Source organism: Paenibacillus sp. FSL R7-0128, assembly GCF_038002245.1.
In the GTDB taxonomy this organism is placed as follows: Bacteria; Bacillota; Bacilli; order Paenibacillales; family Paenibacillaceae; genus Paenibacillus_AQ; species Paenibacillus_AQ silagei.
The window spans coordinates 5,228,355-5,248,578 of record NZ_JBBOCD010000001.1 but is presented as its reverse complement, the minus strand read 5'-3'; the positions used below and the strand labels follow the sequence as shown (position 1 = coordinate 5,248,578).

Genomic DNA, 20,224 nt, shown 5'->3' with positions numbered 1-20,224 from the left:
CTCTACTTCACTCATTGTGCATCTGAACAAAATTATAGACCAACCTTCACCGCGAAGAAAGGAGGAACCTCACTAAGAGCCTTGCAAGAAGCCTCACTAGGCACCTTACAAGGAACCGTGCACAAGAAGCAGCCGCACTAGGAAAAGCACAAAGCACCGCCCAGCACCAAAAAAAGCCAGCCCCAATACGGGCTGACCTTAATAGAAGGGGTGATTGTGAAAAATAAGAATGGATGAGTAGGTGCTATAAATTTCGCTTACCCTTGGGCAATACCCGCCCGGCTGAAAATCAGCTTCAGCTTCTCTTCATGCTCCGCACTCCATATACCAGGCGAAGCCAGACTGAAGGTGGATACCGGTACGCCGGACAAGCGGACGGCTTCCTTGATCGAAGCGATGAACGGGTCATCGATGGCATACAGCGCCGGAATCTCAATCAGCCGCTGCTGGAAGGACAGCACTCCGGCTAAGTCCCCCTGCTTGAAGCTGTCATACACGCCGAGCATCAGCTCTGGAGCGAAGTTCGCACTGGCAGCGATCGCTCCGTCTCCTCCGGCAGCCAGCGTGGGCAGCAAATATTCGTCGAAGCCGCAAAAGACGGAGAAGTCCGGACTAACCGCCTTAACCTGCATGATCATCTGGCGGATATGGCTAAGCTGATCCACGGTATCCTTGATGCCGAGTACATTCGGATAATGTGCGGCCAGACGGGCCACGAAGGCCGGAGTCAGATCCTGGCCTGTCATGGCCGGGAAGTTGTACAGCATGAGCGGTAAATCGACCGCTTCCAGCACAGCGGCATAATGCGCGAACAGGGCGTCCCCGCTCAGCTTGTAGTAATACGGATTCATAATGACGATGCCGGTAGCTCCATGCTCAGCGGCATGCCGGGAGAGCCGGAGGGTCTCAGCAACGGTATTGCTGCCGGTGCCGATCCAGGCCGGAAGACGGCCATTCGTATACTCCAGGCATAGCTCTGCGATCTCCTCACGCTGCTCTGCGGTGAACAGGGTGAATTCTCCGGCCGTTCCAAGGAAAAACAGACCGTGAACCCCTTTGGCGATCAGGCTGTCGATCAGCAGCTTCATTCCGTCACGGTCGAATTTTCCGGCGGAATCCAGAATGGTCGGAACGGGAGGAATGACACCTGCATTCGGGTGGCTAAGTTTCATTTTATTTTTGCCTCCTGGTTTGGTATTATAAACATATGATTATTATAGTGAACTTGGAAGGCTTAATCAATGGATTTATGAGAGGGGAATGAAGGTGTGGACCAGAAGTACTGGGTTCCGGCATTGGAACGGGCTGATCTGATTCTTAAGGCCATCTCAAGACAGACCGGAGCGCTCAAAATGACAGACCTCTGTGAGGAGACCGGCATTAACAAAAGCTCGATGTTCTCGCTGCTGCGCACAATGGAGACTCTGGGGTGGGTGGTGAAGGATGCGGGCGAGAGGTATGTGCTTGGCGCCGGGATCTCCTATTATAATACCGTCTATAATGATTCGCTTAAGCAGAATATGAATCTGGTAGAGCGGTTTCTGGCAGAGTCGGTGCAGAGTGTCGGGGCGGTGGGGGAGACCTTTCAGCTGTCGGTGCTGGACCGCGATGAGATTATTTATTTGGCCAAGCAGGAGGGGCAATCCCTGGTAAGGCTGGAGTCCAGCCCCGGGATGCGGTTTCCGGCACATGCGACGGCGATGGGCAAGATGATGCTGGCGCTGCTGCCGGAGGGAGAACTGGAACGGCGTTATTCCGGCAAAAGCTTATCCGCAGTCACCTCACATACGCTGACGGATTGGGCTGAATTCACAGCGGCCTTGGCCGATATTCGCAGAACTGGCTATGCTTTGGACCGCGAAGAGATTATCCAAGGCATCAGCTGCGCCGCTGCACCGGTACTGGATGCCTCAGGCAAGGCTGTTGCCGCTGTCAGTACTTCGATGCTTCAGCATGCCTTCACCGCGAAGCAGGAGGCTGCGGTCCGGGAGGTAACCCTGCTTGCGGCGAAGCTCTCGTTGTCATAGACATCTGGGCATATTCATTCTGAGGGAGAGAAGGGATTCATATGAAATTGACCGTACAAGAGATTATGAAGGAAGACATCATCGAAGCTGTTCCGGTACATACCGCTGCTGAAGGTCCGGCAGGCCAGCTGCCGATCACCGGGGAGGTGCTGCGGAATGCGCCGAGCGGAGAGATTTTTGGGATGACACAGAATGCCGGGATGGGCTGGAATCCGTTGCTGCTGAACCGGCCCCAGTACCTGATTCTCGGAACGATGGGCGGCATCCGGCGTGAGGACGGCACTCCGCTGGCGCTCGGATACCATACCGGTCACTGGGAGATCGGCGTGATGATGGAAGAGATTGCGGAGGAGCTTACCGCGAATGAGGGAATTCCGTTCGCCGGTTATGTCAGTGATCCCTGTGACGGCCGTTCTCAGGGAACCACAGGCATGTTCGATTCCTTGCCTTACCGCAATGATGCGGCCATCGTGCTGCGGCGGCTGATTCGTTCACTCCCTACCCGCAAGGGTGTGCTTGGCGTAGCTACCTGCGACAAAGGCCTGCCCGCCATGCTGCTGGCTCTTGCCGGTATGCATAAGCTGCCCGGAGTTATCGTCCCCGGCGGTGTAACCCTTCCGCCGGTGGAGGGGGAAGACGCAGGTAAGGTACAGAGTATCGGGGCACGGTATAGTAACGGAGAGTTGTCCCTCGAAGAAGCGGCGGATCTTGGCTGCCGGGCCTGCGCGACGCCGGGCGGCGGCTGTCAATTCCTCGGCACCGCCGCAACCGCCCAGGTCATTGCAGAGGCATTGGGTATGGCACTGCCGCATTCGGCCCTGTCTCCTTCGGGGCAGCCGATTTGGAAGAATATCGGCCGCCAGTCGGCCCGGGCCCTTCAGCATCTGGATCAGAACGGAATCGTTATGAGCGACATTCTGACAGATCAGTCGATCCAGAATGCGATGGTGCTGCACGCTGCCTTCGGCGGTTCAACGAATCTGCTGCTGCATCTGCCGGCCATCGCCCATGCCGCCGGGCTGAAGGTTCCGACCGTCGAGGACTGGAACCGGGTGAACCGGATGGTGCCGCGTCTCGTCAGCGTGCTGCCGAACGGTCCCGTGCCGCATCCGACCATCCGGGTATTCCTCGCCGGTGGAGTCCCTGAAGTTATGCTGCATCTGCGGAAGCTGGGGCTGATTGACGAGTCCGTGCTGACGGTGACCGGACGGACACTGGGCGAGAATCTGGACTGGTGGGAGAGCTCGCAGCGCCGGACGGAGCTGCGGCAGCGGCTGCTGGAAGCAGACGGTGTAGACCCGGATTCCGTGATCATGAGCCCGGAGGAGGCCAAGCGCCAGGGCATGGCGTCCACCATGACGTTCCCGGTCGGGAATCTCTGCCCGGAAGGAGCGGTCATCAAATCGGCCGCGATCGATCCTGCCGTTCTGGACAGCGAGGGTGTCTATCGCCATACCGGACGAGTGAAGGTGTTCACCACAGAGAGAGCCGCCATCCGCAGTATCAAGCTGGGTATGGTTCATGCCGGGGATATTCTGGCCGTTATCGGCCGCGGACCGAGTGGAACGGGGATGGAGGAGACTTATCAGCTCACCTCGGCGCTCAAGCATCTGCCTTACGGCAAATATGTCACCCTGATCACGGATGCCCGCTTCTCCGGCGTTTCCACCGGCGCCTGCATCGGCCATATGGGGCCGGAAGCACTGGCTGGCGGCCCGCTTGGCAAGCTGCGCGATAATGACTGGGTGGAGGTGCGGATCGATACCGTGAACCTGGAAGGAAGCGTGAATCTGGTCGGAGAAGGGGATGAGCCGCTGACCAAGGAAGCGGGAACGCTGATTCTGGCTTCGCGGACACCGCATCCGGGCCTGGCGGTAGACCCGGGTCTGCCGGAGGACACCCGGCTGTGGGCTGCTTTGCAGGCGGCCAGCGGCGGAACCTGGAAGGGCTGCATTTACGACACTGACAAAATCATTGCCTTACTGGAAGCAGGACGGCAAGCATTGGAGGAGAAACTATGAGCCGAAATCTGATTCATAATCCGATTCTGCGCGGATTTCATCCGGACCCGTCGATCTGCCGGGCTGGAGATGACTACTACATTGCTACTTCAACCTTTGAATGGTTCCCCGGCGTGCGGATTCATCATTCACGCGATCTGGTGAACTGGCAGCCGCTTACGTATGCGCTGACCCGCAGCTCGCAGCTCAATATGGAAGGGGACCCCGATTCGGGCGGCATCTGGGCACCTTGCCTCACGTACGACAATGGACTCTTTTATCTGATCTATACCGATGTCAAAAGCCGCCAGGGTGCCTTCAAGGATACACCTAACTATCTGGTGACTGCGGAGAATATCGAAGGCCCCTGGTCAGAGCCTGTGTACCTGAACAGCAGCGGCTTCGACCCCTCGCTGTTCCATGATGAAGACGGGCGCAAATGGCTGGTCAATATGCTGTGGGATCACCGCACCGGCCGCAACAGCTTCGCCGGTATTATGCTCCAGGAATATTCGGTGGAAGAGCAGCGCCTGGTCGGACCGGCTACTAACATCTACAAGGGAACGGAGCTGGCGCTGACCGAAGGTCCGCATCTATACCGGAAGGACGGCTGGTATTATCTGATTACGGCTGAGGGCGGTACGCAGTATGATCATGCGGTGACCGTAGCCCGCGCAAAGCAGATTGAAGGCCCTTACGAGACCGCTCCGGTTAATCCGCTGCTGACCTCGGCAGGCCACCCTGAACTGGCGCTGCAAAAAGCGGGCCATGCCAGCCTGGTCGAGACCCAGACCGGTGAATGGTACATGGTCCATCTGTGCGGCCGTCCGGTCAAGGACAAGTACTGTAATCTGGGCCGGGAGACTGCGATTCAGCGCGTCGAATTCACCGCCGACGGCTGGCTGGCCCTGTCCGGGGGCGGGAACACTCCGGCGCTAACGGTGGAGGGACCGGATCTTCCGGCGCATCCTTTTGCCGCAGCCGCTCCGCGTGACGACTTCGAGGCTCCGCAGCTGGATGTCCGCTGGAGCACGCTCCGCGTGCCGGCTGATGAATCCTGGCTCTCGCTTCAGGAGCGTCCGGGCTATCTGCGCCTGAATGGCAGGGAGTCGATGAGCTCCATGCACCGCCAGAGCCTGGTCGCCCTGCGCCAGCAGGCCTTCCGCTGCAGCGCCGAGACCTCGGTCGACTTTGAGCCGGAGCATTTCCAGCAGATGGCCGGCCTGATCGTCTATTACGACACGAAGGATTACCTCTATCTGCGGATCACGCACGATGAAGTCCTCGGTGGCCGAACCCTGGGACTCATCCGCTCCAAGGACGGGGTCTATGAAGACACCCTGACACCTGAGATTCCGTTGCCTGCCGGAGTAAGCGTGTCGCTTAAGATCATCATCGACGGCGAGTTCGCCCAGTTCTATTACAAGGTTAGCGAATCCACTTGGGAGCAGATCGGCCCGGCCCTGGAAATCTATCATCTGTCCGATGACTTCCCGGCCTATATCCGTTTTACCGGAACTTTCATCGGTATATGCGCCCAGGACCTCAGCGGCACGCTGCATCCGGCGGATTTTGATTACTTTGAGTATCTGGAGCAGGAGTAGGGCGGCCTATACCTGGAGCATCGAAAAGGATGCTCCCATGAGACTCCATGAGACTAAGGCTGAAAGGGAAAAATCCCACTGATTCCGCCGAAAGCGGCCGACGGGAGTAATTGAAAGGGATAAATCTCACTGATTTATCCAGATGCGCGCCAACTGAGTTAATGAGGAGCATAAGTGCCCCTGAATCCCTGAAAAGTTGGCTAAACGAGCAAATGAGGGGCAAAAGTGCCCCTGAATCCCTGAAAAGTTGGCTAAACAAGTAAATGAGGAGCACAAGTGCCCCTGAATCCTCCGGAAGCGGGCAAAGTGAGTAAATGAAGAGCAGAGTGCCTCCGCTTCCACCGCCAGCGCGGGCCAACTTCCGCAGTCTAGTGTGATTTGGTGCAGCAGAAACGCAACACTCAGCTAAGCAGACCGGTTTATACATTATCACCCTGCCACCGACATCCTTACAACGCTCACCATACAAGAAAGGCTAGGCCCTCCTTTTTCAAGGAGAGCCTAGCCTTTCTACTTATGTTCGCGCACACCCGCCCACACTCAGGCTGTATACTTCTCCAGCGTAGCTCTTACCGCGCCCGGACCAGCCAGCATCTCGGTGAACATGCCCTCGATCGTCCCGCCGAGTCCGGCGGCGTACAGGTCCACGCCGAAGATGGCCTGGTCCTCCAGCACCGCGCGCACGCCAGCGGCCTTCGCAGCATCCGCGCCCAGCGTAATTCCTGCAAGCCGCGCTTGCAGCGATTCCAGCAGCGGATCGGAACTGAGTGTGAACGCAGCGCCTTCATCGTTCACGCCGAGCAGATAGCGGCACCAGGCGGCAATCGCTAGCGGTATAGCGGTCAACTCCCTAGGGTCGAGATCCCCGCGCAGGATATACGACTTGATCGTCTCGCCGAAGCGAATGCCGACCTTCTGTGAAGTATCCGTAGCAATCCGCTGCGGAGTGTCAGGGATGAACGGGTTGGCGAACCGTTCCTGCAGCACCTCGTCCAGGAATTGCTTCGGACTCAGGATGCCGGGATCAACCACAACCGGCAGGCCTTCCTTGTAGCCGATGGTCTCCACGAGCTTGCGAAGCGTGGCGTCCTTCATCTCATCGGCAATGAGCGTATAGCCGAGCAGACAGCCGGTTACCGCCAGCGCCGTATGCAGCGGGTTGAGGCAGGTGGTTACCTTCATCGTCTCCACGTTGTTAACCGTGTCGCGGTCCGTGAAGATAATACCGGCTTCTTCAAGCGCCGGACGTCCGTTCGTGAACTTATCCTCAATGACCAGATACTCGCTGATCTCCGCGTTAACGAAGGGAGCAGTGTACGTGTTCTTGGAGGTGACGATCACATCCATGCCGCCGATTCCCTGTTCCAGCAATGCTGCCTGGACGGATTCGGACGGGCGCGGGGTGATTTTGTCGATCATGGACAGCGGGAAGGTGATCTTCTGCTCATCCTCCAGGTAAGCCACGAACCCTTCCTCTACAAGACCTTTGGCGGCCCATTCCTTGGCGATAGTAACCATGCCGTTCTTCAGCTTGTCGCCGTTATGCGAGCAATTGTCCATGCTGACGAAGGTCATCGGGTACTGGCCCTTCAGGTAACGCTTGTAGGCGAAGGAAGCCACGATGCTCATGGCATGAACCGGATGCTCCGGCCCGCCGGCGATGTCCTTCTGCACAATGCCAAGGTACTGCCCATCAGGACCGGTCAGGGAATATCCCTTCTCTGTAATCGTGAAGCTCGCCATCTGCAGACTGGGATTCTCGAAAATCTCAGTCAGGCGGCTGTAGTCCGCTTCCCTCGTCTTATCTGCGGTGATGCCTTCGACAATGCTGCTGACGATCCGCTTCTGGAAGTCGCCGGCTGCATTCATCAGCACCAGCAGGGTCAGATTATCGTAAGGCTTATAGACCTTGTCAATCATCTCGAAGTCGAAGGTCTCGGCGGCGATGATGCCGGTATCGGCCTTGCCGCTGTCCAGCAGCTTCTGGTGCGCATTCGCCACGAAGCCTCTGAAAATATTCCCCGCCCCGAAGTGAACCCACTCCGGCTTCTCTAACGTATTCTGCGCTACCGCTGCGAAATCGAACTGCGGCAGCTCTACCCCTGCGGCTTCCCAGGCTTCCCGGTCCGCGATGCTGCTTCTGCTCAGACTCAGCATTACTTGGCCCCCTTGACATTCTCCAGGCTGTCCCATACGCCGAGCAGATACATGATGCCCATCGCTCTGTCGTAGAGGCCATACCCCGGACGGCAGTTCTTTTCCTCGCCCCAGAGATGTCTGCCATGGTCGGGACGCACATAACCGGTGAAGCCGCTCTCATGATACGCCTTAACAACCTCCGCAACATCTACGCTGCCATCACGGCCCCGGTGGGATACCTCAATGAAGTCGCCGTTCTCGAACACCTTCACATTACGGATATGGGCAAAATAAATCCGGTCGTGGAACTCGCGGATCATCGCTGGAAGATCATTCTCCGGGTTGGTGCCGAGAGAGCCGGTGCAGAAGGTCAGGCCGTTATACGGGCTGTCCACCATGTCCAGGAAGCGGCGGATCGTATCGCGGCTGCGGATAATGCGCGGCAGTCCGAAGATCGGCCAGGCCGGATCATCCGGGTGAATCGCCATGCGGATATCCACTTCTTCACACACCGGAATGATGCGCTCCAGGAAATATTTCAGGTTGTTGAACAGCTTATCTTCGGTAACGTCAGCATAGGCCGCGAACAGCTCATCCAGCTTGGCCAGCCGCTCCGGCTCCCAGCCAGGCATCGTGAATTGTCCGGCACCCTTCAGGATGCGGTCTACCATCTCGCGCGGATTATCAGTAATGGCAGCCTTTTCATAAAAGAGGGCGTTCGAGCCGTCCGGCAGCTCCTTGTACAGCTCGGTACGGGTCCAGTCGAACACCGGCATGAAGTTGTAGCAGATGACCTTGACGCCAACCTTGGCGAGCTTGCGGATCGTATCGATATAGATGTCAATGTATTTGTCGCGGGACGGCAGTCCGATTTTGATATCATCATGAACGTTGACGCTTTCAACAACTGCTGTGCTGAAGCCCTTGGCTGTAATCTGATCGGCAACCTTCTGGATGTCTTCCATCTCCCAGACCTCACCGGCCACCTTGTGGTGCAGTGACCAGACGATGCCCATAACGCCCGGGATTTGACGGATGTGGTCAAGAGTGATGTTGTCATTGCCCTCGCCGTACCATCTCCAAGTCATATTCATTGTCATTTTCCTCCTTAAGTAAGATAAGCATAAATACAAATGATAACCATTCGAAGCCTTGTGACAATTGACCTTACAGAACCAGCGTTACATGTGACATGATCTTGTATACAAGATAGGATTCGTAATGATCATAGAATATGCGTTCATCTTTGTCAATGAAATTCATATCCCTTTTCTATATAATGGGGGGAAGAACAATCCCGAACAGAAAGTTGGTCTATCCCATGACTTCCAAAAAAGAAATAATGGCCTACCTCAAGCAGGAGATTCTCTCCCTTGAGCTGAAGCCGGGGGCGATGATCAGTGAGACGGCTCTGTCCGAGCGCTTCCAGCTGTCGCGGACGCCGATCCGTGATGTGCTGAAGCAGCTGTCCCTGGAGCAATACGTCGATATTTATCCCAAAAAAGGCAATCTCGTATCCTTCATAGACCTGGAGTCCGTGGAACAGATTATCTACCTGCGCAATGTGCTGGAGAAGGAGATTATGAAATCGCTGGCCGGGAATATCCCGCTTAAAGGGCTGCATGAGCTGAGGGACAACCTTGCGCAGCAGCAGAAGTGTATTGAGCAGGCGGAGGGAGCAGAGGTGTTCCTGCAGCTTGATGACCAGTTCCACCGCACCATGTTCGGCCTGGCTGGGCGCGAATTCCTGTGGGGTGTGCTCCAGCAGTTCAATGTGCACTATATCCGCTACCGGAAGCTGCACATGCTGAAGGATGAGAAGCTGGCCGCCATCCGGCAGGAGCACCAGCAGCTGCTGGATTATATCGTGCAGGGGGACACCGCCGGGATCGACGAGCTGCTGCACCACCATCTGCGGGCGGATATCGACTCCAAGAACCTCCAGGAGCATTTCGCCACGTATATCAAAAAATAGGGCTGGCCTTCAGCAAGCCCCGCCCGCAATAGCGCAAAAAGCCCGCCCTCATCAACGATGAAGGCAGGCTTTTACTAAAAATATAAGAACTTATATGTTGCACACGATAACTTATCCTTCTATTTCTCGCTGAAACGGTACCGTCCTTTAAAAGGACGGCGAAGCCGCTTCTACTTGATATACAGCTGTACAGGCTCCGCGCTCTGCCTAGCTCCTGCCCTCGCGGTATTCCCGCGGCGACTGGCCGCTCCAGCGCTTGAACTGTCTGCTGAAATGGGCGATATCGCGGTAGCCGAGCAAGCCGGAGATCTGGCTGACGCTCAGGCTGTGGTCATCCAGCAGCACCTTGGCTTCATGCAGCATCTGCTCCGACAGGTAGACGCGGGGGGAGAGGCCGAATACCTGGCGGAAGACCCGGTAGCAGTGCGAGGGGCTGATCCCCAGCTCAGCGGCGATGTCGTCAACGCCATAATGGCTGTCATAGGGCACCTCGTGCTTGAACTGCTGATAGACCAGCCCCTGGAGACGGCTGCGGATCTGGTGGGCCAGCTCGATCCGCTCATAAGTGCCCGGGGAGGAATTGTCAGCCTCCAGGGAGAAGACCTCCCAGAGCTGGGCGAACAGCTCGAAGACGGCAGACTGCAGCCTCATGCGCTGGGAGATCGTGATGCTGCCGGAGCCGGAGGTGGAAATCTCCACCAGCCTGCTGAGGAGCGGTCCTAATCTGTGGGCAACATTGCTCTCTGAGGTGAATAATACATGATTCAACCGGCTGAGAAGTGAAATGAACAGCTTGTCATCAATATCGAAATGGATGCAGAAATAGGTGAAGGCCCCGCCGTTTCCGCTGCGGCTGGAGTGGATGTCGCCCGGCCTCAAGAGGACCAGATCCCCGGCGTGCTGAAGGTAGCTGTGGTTGTTGACGGTGAGCAGCTGCTCTCCTTCAAGCACATAATTGAATTCATATTGGGGATGGGCGTGCTGCGGATAATCCCATTCCCCGCTCACCTTGCGCAGATGCATGCCGAACAGGTTGAGCGTGGTTTTCACATCCGGGATGATAGTTTCACTAAGGCTTTGCCCCGGGACCGGCGGTTCAAAAGCTGCAACCAATAGGATCGCCCCCTGATACTTTGCGTTCTCTTGATAGGGATGTACACTTGTTATTAGTATACAGGATTCTGCTTGATTTGGGTAAATATTAGCGTGATTTGACAATGTTCCGGGGCTGCGGCTGCGTGGTAGGATGAACCTGAATGAAATCTAGTATACAAGATGTATGCAGAGGAGATATGGACATGAGACAACAATCCGGGAATGAGTATGCTGCACAATATGACAGCGGATACAATGCGTGGTTAAGCTATCCTAAGCTTCAACAAGGCCCCCTATATAAGCAATATGCGAAATGGTGCGGAGCAGTATCCGTTACAGAAGGCGGGGAGACCATCCAGGCTGCACTTCAGGAATGGACAAGAGGCATTGCCTCGCTATTGGACCTTGAGGCTGTCTCCAAGCCGCAGCCGGAAGATTTCGGTGTGGCCTTCGGCACCTTCACGGGTGATCATCCGCTGATCCAGGGCTTGTTCGAGGACAAGACCGTCCAAGCTGTAGGAGCAGAAGGGTTCGCCATCCGAACCAGCCAGTCCCTTAAATGCATCGCTGTAGGGGCTTCCTCCCAGGCAGGTGTGTTATACGGCGTCTTCCATCTCTTGCGCCTGATTGCCAGCGGCAAGGACATTGAGAATCTGGATGAAATAGTGAATCCTGTGAATTCGCTGCGGATGATCAATCACTGGGATAATTTCGACGGCAGTGTGGAGCGCGGCTATTCCGGCAGATCCTTCCTGTATGAGAATAACCAGTTCACGAAGGATATGGACAGAATTACAGACTATGCGCGGCTGATGTCTACCGCCGGCATTAACGCTATAGCGATCAACAACGTGAACGTTCATGCGCTGGAGACGCTGTTTATCTCTACTTATCTGCCGGAGGTGGCGCGAATCGCGGATATCTTCCGCATCTATGGCATCCGGCTGTTCCTGTGCGTGAACTTTGCCGGACCTATGCATGAAGGGGAAGTGGGTACGGCAGATCCGCTGGATGCAGGGGTGCGGGAATGGTGGAAGTCGAGAGCAGCCGACATCTATGCTGCTATTCCCGATTTCGGCGGCTTCGTGGTCAAGGCCGATTCGGAGAACCGTCCCGGCCCGTTCACTTACGGACGGAACCATGCAGACGGGGCCAACATGCTGGCGGAAGCCCTGGAGCCTTACGGCGGTATTGTTATTTGGCGCTGCTTTGTATACAACTGCAAGCAGGACTGGCGTGACCGCAAGACGGACCGGGCCAGAGCGGCTTATGATCATTTCAAGCCGCTGGACGGCCAGTTCCATGATAACGTCATTCTGCAGATCAAGAACGGCCCGATGGATTTCCAGGTCAGAGAGCCGGTATCTCCGCTCTTCGGTGCCCTGGAACGGACGAACCATGTGATTGAATTCCAGATTGCCCAGGAATATACCGGACAGCAGCGCCATGTCTGCTATCTCGTTCCGCAGTGGAAGGAGATTATGGAATTCGATACGCAGGCCAAGGGCGGTCCGGCCCCTGTTAAGCGGATCGTTGACGGATCGCTGTGGGGCAACCGCCTGAGCGGGATTGCGGCGGTATCCAATGTGGGCAATGACAAGAACTGGACCGGCCATCTGCTGGCTCAGGCGAATCTCTACGGCTTCGGCCGGCTGGCCTGGAATCCTGAGCTGAGTGCGGTGGAGATTGCGGCCGAATGGATCGCCTTGACATTCGGCACGGACACAGCGGTTGCCGGAGTGATCAGCCGGATTTTGCTGGACTCCTGGGAGATCTATGAGTCTTATACATCGCCGCTTGGCGTAGGCTGGATGATCAATCCCGAGCATCACTACGGCCCGAATGTGGACGGCTATGAATATTCAATGTGGGGCACCTACCACTATGCCGATCATCAGGGCATCGGGGTAGACCGGACCGTGGCGACAGGCACAGGGTACAGCGCCCAGTATATGGGCAGCAACGCCGTACGTTATGATTCCCTGGAGGAATGCCCGGATGAGCTGCTGCTGTTCTTCCATCATGTGCCGTACACTCATGTGCTGCATTCCGGCAAAACCGTGATCCAGCATATTTACGATACGCATTTCGAAGGTGCAGAGCGTGCCGAGGGGCTGCTGGACGCATGGGGCGGACTGAAGGGCAGCATCGCAGAAGGCCTGTACACTCAGGTGGAGGAACGCCTTAAGGGGCAGGCGGCTCATGCCAAGGAATGGCGCGACCAGATTAATACGTATTTCTTCCGCAAGAGCGGGATTGCAGATGCATTGGGACGGACTATCTATTAAGTTATAGGTAACAACAAGGAGGAGAAGATCTCATGGCACTGACGTTCAGTGATGTGATGGAGCATTTAGCCGCAGGGATACAGCTGCCCGTGAATACGGTGGATAAGCTTGAGCCGGACGCTGCGGGAACAGAAGTGCAGGGAATCGTGACTGCCTTCGCCGCTTCACAATATGTAGTGGAGCAGGCGGCCCGGCTTGGCGCCAACCTGGTGATCACGCATGAAGGTGTATTTTATAGCCACCAAGGTCACGGTAGCGCGCTGGAGCAGGATTCCGTCTACCAGGAGAAGTCTGCACTGATTTCAAGCAGCGGGGTAGGCATCTACCGCTTCCATGACACGATACACCGCTATGCGCTGGACGGGATCGTGGAAGGACTGCTGCAGGAGCTGGAATGGGAAGCCTATGTGGAGCGGCATCTGCCCGAGGTGTCGATCCTCTCCATTCCTGAGATGACCGTTTCCGGGGTTGCAGAGTATCTGAAGCAGAAGTTGAATATCCCTTATGTCCGCGTTGCCGGGAACCTCTCCGCCACCTGCTCCAGAGTGGGGGTACTGGTCGGTTACCGGGGGAATGGCCATTCGGTCATCCCGATGTATGAGCAGGAGTCGCTTGATCTGGTCATCGCCGGTGAAGGGCCCGAATGGGAGGTGCCTGAGTATATCCGCGATGCGGTCCGGCAGGGCAAGGACAGGGCACTCATCATGCTCGGCCATGCCGAGAGCGAAGCGCCGGGAATGAAGCTGCTGGCGGCGCGGCTGGCCCGGCAGTTCCCGGATGTGCCGGTGCATTACATTCAGGAGCAGCCCGTATTTCAGATTGTATAACTGGAGAAACCTCTTTGAAGGTGTAAGACCAAGGGACAATGGCTGTCCCTTCAGGTCTTCTGCCGGCAAAGGGGTTTTTAGTGTTCAACTGGATTGTTCGGCCGGATTGCGCACTACAGCGGTCTTGTTTACAAATTGTCGATGTGTTTCATATTGCGGATTGCCCGCCGGGCTCAACTATCATATAGTGGAATTCTATATGAGGTGAACTTGAAAACTTCACAAAAAAGGCAAAGTAACGAAGGTGAAGTCCGATCCATCCAGAATCCAGATAAGCAACAGTAAGGGAGCACAGCAGATGAATTACAAGCGCTTTAGGTTCAGTAAGAGTATAGCCTTTAAATGGATCGTCTCCTATTCTGTGATCATGCTTATCCCGCTTATTGTTAGCGCTATCATCTATCTGCAGACAAAACAGATTGTTGAGTATGAGATTGAACGTGCAGGCAGCGCCATGCTTAAGCAGATGCAGAATACAGTAGACAGCGAGATTAATCAGGCTGAGAAGCTGGCCATGCAATTATCCATTCATAGCAGTGTGAATAAATACTTAACACTTACACCTGAGACTGAGGGAGCAGGGGCCTTTCAGATCTATCAAACCCGGCAGGAACTGAGCAAGTACAAATCCGCCAATGATTTCATTGATGGAATCTATCTGTATTCTAGCAGTCTGGACAGGGTGCTGACGGATGAGACGTATACAGACAGTGAAGACTTTTATGCGATGAACAGCACGATGATCGGCTTGACCTATGAAGAATGGCTGGCGCAGCTGAACGGTGAGAGTGACATTAGCGAGGCCCCTATGCCGTTTATCAAATTTAGGCGCTGGGAGAATAAGGTTGTAATGATGAAGCCGTTCACCAGCAGCGTTGCTGACAATGGACTAAAGGGGATGCTGGTTCTGCCGCTGAACGGCAGCAAGATTCAGAGCATGCTGCAGAATGTGGACTGGGTGAATAACGGCGAGGTCTACATTGCCGATGATCATAATCAGATTTTATTTCAGAATAACGAAGCTGCTCCGCAGCTAGCTGTGCCGGACGCCCGGGCTGGGGATGAGACAGCAGGCACTTCGTTCCAGGATATCGCCGGTACGGAGAATATGGTATCCTTCATCGATTCCGATAACACCAAGTGGAAATATATCAGTGTGTTTCCTTCAAGCGTATTTTGGGAAAAAGCGCGGCATATCCGCAATTTGAACCTGCTGGGACTATTTATCAGCTTTTTGATCGGGACGGTGGTCATCTCCTACTTTGCCCGCAAGAATTATAATCCTGTCCGCGAGCTGGTTAATATGTTCTCTCCCTCCACAGATGAGCAGACACAGCGGGTGCTGGATGAATTCTCATTCATCCGGGAGAGCGCCTTGGCTACTATTCGGGAGAGGGATGACATTAACAGCCAGCAATTCAGGCAGCTGCGTGTGTTGCAGACCTACTACTTATCAAGGCTGCTCAAAGGGCAGGTGGAAGATGGATTATCACTGGAGGAAGCGGCGAGAGTCCATCACTTCCAGTGGGATTCGGAGGATTTTGCGGTACTTCTATTCTACATTCAGGCCAACGGAGAAGGCAGTCCGTCGACAAGCCTTTCCAATTTCATCGTGTCCAATATCATTATGGATTTCACAGGTCCGAATCACGGCCTGAGCTTCACCGAAATGGACGGTATGCTGGCGGCGGTGATGAATATTAACACCGGCCGCTCCGGCAACTGGAAGGAGGATATTGAAGAGGCGCTGGGCCAAACCCTGGATTTCATTCAGCAGAAATACGGTCTGCAGATTGCGATGGCTGGCAGCGGGCTGCTTCATGGGATGGGCAGGTTGCATCAGGGATATCTGCAGGCGTTGGAGGCTCAGGAATACCGGCTGGTGCTGGAAGAGAATATATCAATCTGGTATGGGGATATTGAACCACAGGAGACGGATTATTATCTGACAATCAATGATGAAGTTGTATTTATTAATCTGGTCAAAAGCGGTGAATTTGAGAAGGCTGCGGTGATGGCAGATGAGATTCTGGCCCGCTTCTTCGGTTCCCAGGCGTCCATAGAGCTTGTGAGATATGCCATGATTGATTTAACCAGCTCCATTATGAAGGCTGTCCCGCATGAAACGAAGCGCTCGAAGCTATGGGAGGAATGGCGTCCGATGAAAAGGCTCTTGGCCTGCTCCACCCGCGCAGATTTTCGTCATGAGCTGACAGAGCTGATCCAAATGGCTTGCAGCAAAGCCACGGAGAAGCTTGCACTGGTCTCAAATTCGGGAATCGGAGACGAGGTATCTGCCTATGTGCAGAATCATTATGCGGATATCAATCTTAGTGTGTCCATGATTGGTGCCAACTTCGGCATCACTCCGCAATATGTGTCCCGGTTGTTCAAGGAACAGACGGGTCAGGGGCTGCATGATTACATCAGTCAGGTTCGTACTGCCGAGGCCAAAAAATTGCTTCAGGAAGGAGTCACCATTGAGGAGGTTTCTTCCCGTGTGGGCTTCTCCAGCAGCAGTGCGTTCATCCGGGTATTCAAAAAATATGAAGGCATCACACCTGGGAGGTTCAAAACTCTGCAATAAACAAACCGGATACCCAATTTCTCTACAGGAGGATAGAAGCAGGCTGATTCTATCCTCTTTTGCGTTTTTAACAATGGATTCCGCATTTTGAATATTGTTTGTATACAAGATTCAGCTTACATTGTAGAGGCATCAAGTCGTTAACTAAACATATAACGGAGGTCGAATTAGCGATGAAATTATTTGGAACGAACAAGCTTCACAAACCGGTTGTCGTTTTGTTAGGTCTCACATTGCTGGCTTCAGGCTGCAGCAGTTCCAGGAATGTGAACAATGAGAGCGCTCCAAACACATCTGCAGGGAACGCCCCTGCTTCAAATGAAGCCGCTGCAGATTTCACTTATCCGATGACGGGCGGAATAGAGCTGACTTATATGAACGAACAGCTGGGAGGCACGCCGGAACGTCTGCCGGTCGATGACGAATACGAGAAACGCACAGGAATCATCATCAAACAGCTGGGCGGAACACCCATGACTGATCAGAAGTTCAGTCTGCTGCTGGCATCAGGTGAACTGCCGGATATCTTCCTGAATACATGGCTGCAATATCCGGGCGGTCCTGACAAGGCTGTAGAGCAGGGATATATTCTGAAGCTTAATGATCTGATTGAGCAATACGCGCCTAACCTGAAAAAGACCCTCCAGGAGCACCCGGAAATTGACAAAATGATCAAAACGGATGACGGCACCTACTATGCCTTCCCGTTCATCCGCTCGGAAGCCGGACGTGTCTATGGCGGGCCGATTATCCGTCAGGATTGGCTGAAAGAGCTGAATCTCAGCATCCCGGAAACGATTGAAGAGTGGCACACCGTATTGACTGCTTTTAAAGAGAAAAAGAATGCTGCCTCCCCTGTAACCTTTCGCACGATGTTTTTGGGTGAACGAACAGGCGGATTCGCCGGAGCCTTCGGCGTGATGGGGAACTTCTATGTCAATGATGGAAAAGTAGTGTACGGCTATCTGGAGCCGGGCTACAAGGATTACCTGACTACGATGAGCCAGTGGTACAAAGAAGGGCTGATCGACAAGGATTTCGCCTCTATTGATGCAGCTACAGTCGATAAAAAAATGACTTCAAATGTAAGCGGTGCAACGATTGGCTGGCAGTACTATATTGAGAAATATAATTCAGCCGTACAGCAAACTGATCCGAAGGCTGACTTCGTAGCCGCTCCATACCCGTCTGCTGTCAAAGGTGGACTTCCGGAGTTCGGACAGCTGGATAATGCCTATGCGGGGACAAGCTCGGCGGCCATCTCTGCCACCACCAAGAATGTCGAAGCTGCCATGCGCTGGCTGGATTACGCTTTTACCGAAGAAGGCAGAATGCTGAATACCTATGGGGTTGAAGGCACTACTTACACGCTCAAAGACGGAAAGCCCGTATATACCGATCTTGTAGTTAAGAATCCGGAGGGCCTCGGCAGTGATCAGGTCATGTCCAAATATTCTCACGGTACCAACTTCCCGATGATTCAGCAGGACAACAACCTGCCGGCGAAATATCCGGCAACTACTGAATCCATCGGCATTTGGAAACAGACCAATCATGAGAGCCACCTGCTTCCTCCGGTAACACCAACTGCCGAAGAAGCGGATGAAATGAGCAGTATTATGAACGATATCAACGCCTTTGTGAAAGAAACGGAGATTAAGATCATCCTGGGTACCGAATCTGTTGATAAATACGATCAAGCTGTTCAGCAAATGAAGGATCTGGGCATCGAGCGCGCACTGGAAATTCAACAAGCGGCCTACGAACGTTATTTGAACCGCTAACTAAACTTATAACGGCAGGGGCTGCTACAGAGAACAGATACGGGCAGTCCCTGCGTTAAACATTGCAGCAAAGGAGAGGGAAATATGCTGAAAACCAGACTGGGAAAAGACTTACTGCGCAATAAATGGCTGTATCTGATGATGCTGCCTGTCATCCTGTATTATGTTTTGTTCCACTATGTTCCGCTTTACGGAACGATTATTGCCTTCAAGCAATTTGTGCCTTCCCAAGGAATATGGGGCAGTGAATGGGTGGGGTTCAAGCACTTTGAAGCTTTTTTTTCGAGTATTTACTTTTTCCGCGTAATTAAGAACACCGTTCTGTTAAGCTTCTTCAATCTGCTCATCGGATTTCCGGCACCGATCATTCTGGCCTTGCTGCTAAATGAATTGAAAAGCCCGCTTTTCCGCCGGATCACTCAGACTATTACCTACATGCCGCATTTTATTACACTAGTAGTTGTGGCGGGAATTGTGCGCTACTTCACCTTATCGGATGGTTTGATTAACGATGTCATTGCCTATTTTGGCGGCACCCGGATCTCATTTCTGCAACAGCCCGAGTCCTTCCGCCCCATCTACATAATCAGTGAGATCTGGCAGCAAATCGGCTGGGGAACAATCATCTATCTGGCAGCCATCACCGGCATTGACCAGCAGCAGTATGAGGCTGCCAAAATCGACGGAGCGACCAAGGTTCAACAGATCCGCCACGTTACCCTGCCCGGCATTCTGCCTACGATTATGATTATGCTGATCCTGGCACTCGGAAATATTATGAATGTCGGATTTGAGAAAATCATTCTGTTATACAGCGCCAGTATTTACGAGACGGCTGATGTCATATCCACTTTTGTTTACCGTAAAGGGATTCTGGAATTCAGCTACAGCTACAGTGCGGCGGTAGGTCTGTTCAACTCCGTCATCAATTTCACCATTCTGCTGCTCGCTAACTCTTTCAGTAAACGTGCAAGTAAAAACAGTCTTTGGTAAGGGGGGACAACTATGATTAAAGCATCGCTCGGTGAACGAATCTTTGATATTTGCAATTCGATTATTATGGTGCTTATGATTATTCTGACACTTTATCCTATGCTGTATATTTTGTTCTCCTCGTTAAGTGACGGGAACCGCCTGATCTCCTTCGATGGCATTCTGCTCTGGCCGCAAGGCTTCTCGCTGGCAGCTTACAAGGCGGTGCTTAACAACCCAGTCATTCTGACCGGCTTCAAAAATACACTGTTCATCCTGGTGGTGGGACTTGGCATTAACATGACGCTTACCTCCCTGGGCGCTTATTTCCTGTCACGGGAAGGGGTCATGCTGCAAAAGCCGATCATGTTTTTCATTGTATTCACCATGTTTTTCCAAGGGGGACTGGTGCCTTTCTATCTGATCGTGAAATCCTATGGCCTGCTCGACAGCCTCTGGGCGCTGATTCTGCCTACGGCAGTTAGTACGTTTAACCTAATCATCATGCGCACTTATTTCATGGCGATTCCGAGGGAGCTGGAGGAGTCCGCTTTCCTGGACGGTGCAGGTCACTTCACGATCCTGTTCCGCATCTTCATTCCGCTGTCTATGCCAGTTGTCGCTGTGCTGATCCTGTATTATGGCGTAGGCCACTGGAACAGTTGGTTTAACGCGATGATCTTCCTGCGGGACCAGAGCCTGTTCCCGATCCAGCTTGTGGTCAGAAATATCATTCTTGAGAACGATAATGCCAGCATGCTGGGCACCACAACACTGCTCCATAGCCGGGATGTGACCGAGACGCTGAAGTATGCAGCAATTATCGTGAGTACAGCCCCAATCCTGGTGCTGTATCCGTTCCTGCAGAAGTATTTTGTTAAAGGCGTGATGGTAGGGGCATTAAAGGGGTAGGACTATTAAGGGGG

Annotated in this window: 14 protein-coding genes; 10 read left to right on the top strand and 4 right to left on the bottom strand. The window is 53.9% G+C overall.

Annotation, left to right across the window (positions count from 1 at the left end; translation table 11 throughout):
• Window positions 1-257: 257 nt before the first annotated feature.
• Window positions 258-1,172, bottom strand: coding sequence for a dihydrodipicolinate synthase family protein (locus NST26_RS22255; protein WP_340951296.1), 915 nt, complete (start codon window positions 1,170-1,172; stop codon window positions 258-260).
• A gap of 96 nt (window positions 1,173-1,268) precedes the next feature.
• On the opposite strand from NST26_RS22255, the gene NST26_RS22250 reads away from it, so the two are divergent.
• From NST26_RS22250 to NST26_RS22240, 3 genes are read left to right on the top strand one after another with little or no spacing between them, the layout of a single operon-like run.
• On the top strand, window positions 1,269-2,027 hold the full coding sequence (locus NST26_RS22250; protein ID WP_340951297.1) for an IclR family transcriptional regulator: 759 nt from the start codon (window positions 1,269-1,271) through the stop codon (window positions 2,025-2,027).
• Between the two features lie 41 nt (window positions 2,028-2,068).
• Window positions 2,069-4,048, top strand: coding sequence for a YjhG/YagF family D-xylonate dehydratase (locus tag NST26_RS22245; RefSeq protein ID WP_445323336.1), 1,980 nt, complete (start codon window positions 2,069-2,071; stop codon window positions 4,046-4,048).
• Complete coding sequence (locus NST26_RS22240) at window positions 4,045-5,631, top strand: glycoside hydrolase family 43 protein (protein WP_340951299.1); 1,587 nt, start codon at window positions 4,045-4,047, stop codon at window positions 5,629-5,631. The genes NST26_RS22245 and NST26_RS22240 overlap by 4 nt, the downstream gene beginning before the upstream one ends.
• A gap of 540 nt (window positions 5,632-6,171) precedes the next feature.
• Here the strand turns inward: NST26_RS22240 and NST26_RS22235 are convergent.
• Entirely contained in the window at window positions 6,172-7,788 is a 1,617-nt protein-coding gene (locus NST26_RS22235; protein ID WP_339249707.1) for a mannitol dehydrogenase family protein, read from the bottom strand.
• Entirely contained in the window at window positions 7,788-8,864 is a 1,077-nt protein-coding gene (gene uxuA, locus NST26_RS22230; protein WP_339310590.1) for a mannonate dehydratase, read from the bottom strand. The genes NST26_RS22235 and uxuA overlap by 1 nt, the downstream gene beginning before the upstream one ends.
• Window positions 8,865-9,091: 227 nt before the next feature.
• On the opposite strand from uxuA, the gene NST26_RS22225 reads away from it, so the two are divergent.
• A complete protein-coding gene (locus NST26_RS22225) occupies window positions 9,092-9,745 on the top strand; it encodes a GntR family transcriptional regulator (RefSeq protein ID WP_036731680.1) in 654 nt (217 codons plus the stop codon).
• A gap of 207 nt (window positions 9,746-9,952) precedes the next feature.
• Here NST26_RS22225 and NST26_RS22220 read toward each other — a convergent pair whose 3' ends face one another.
• Complete coding sequence (locus NST26_RS22220; protein WP_339249701.1) at window positions 9,953-10,858, bottom strand: AraC family transcriptional regulator; 906 nt, start codon at window positions 10,856-10,858, stop codon at window positions 9,953-9,955.
• Between the two features lie 185 nt (window positions 10,859-11,043).
• Here NST26_RS22220 and NST26_RS22215 point away from each other — a divergent pair, with 185 nt between their 5' ends.
• The 6 genes from NST26_RS22215 (at window position 11,044) to NST26_RS22190 (ending at window position 20,210) form a co-directional block, all read left to right on the top strand.
• Window positions 11,044-13,128: an alpha-glucuronidase family glycosyl hydrolase gene (locus NST26_RS22215; RefSeq protein WP_340951311.1), complete on the top strand. Its 2,085-nt coding sequence runs from the start codon at window positions 11,044-11,046 to the stop codon at window positions 13,126-13,128.
• A 32-nt stretch (window positions 13,129-13,160) separates the two neighbouring features.
• Window positions 13,161-13,955, top strand: coding sequence for a Nif3-like dinuclear metal center hexameric protein (locus NST26_RS22210; RefSeq protein ID WP_036731687.1), 795 nt, complete (start codon window positions 13,161-13,163; stop codon window positions 13,953-13,955).
• A gap of 298 nt (window positions 13,956-14,253) precedes the next feature.
• A complete protein-coding gene (locus tag NST26_RS22205) occupies window positions 14,254-16,542 on the top strand; it encodes an AraC family transcriptional regulator (protein ID WP_340951315.1) in 2,289 nt (762 codons plus the stop codon).
• Window positions 16,543-16,715: 173 nt separating this feature from the next.
• Window positions 16,716-18,326, top strand: a complete 1,611-nt coding sequence (locus tag NST26_RS22200; protein ID WP_340951317.1) for an extracellular solute-binding protein — start codon at window positions 16,716-16,718, stop codon at window positions 18,324-18,326.
• An 84-nt stretch (window positions 18,327-18,410) separates the two neighbouring features.
• Window positions 18,411-19,319: an ABC transporter permease gene (locus tag NST26_RS22195; RefSeq protein ID WP_036731695.1), complete on the top strand. Its 909-nt coding sequence runs from the start codon at window positions 18,411-18,413 to the stop codon at window positions 19,317-19,319.
• Window positions 19,320-19,331: 12 nt separating this feature from the next.
• Complete coding sequence (locus NST26_RS22190) at window positions 19,332-20,210, top strand: carbohydrate ABC transporter permease (RefSeq protein ID WP_339249689.1); 879 nt, start codon at window positions 19,332-19,334, stop codon at window positions 20,208-20,210.
• The last annotated feature ends 14 nt before the right edge of the window (window positions 20,211-20,224 follow it).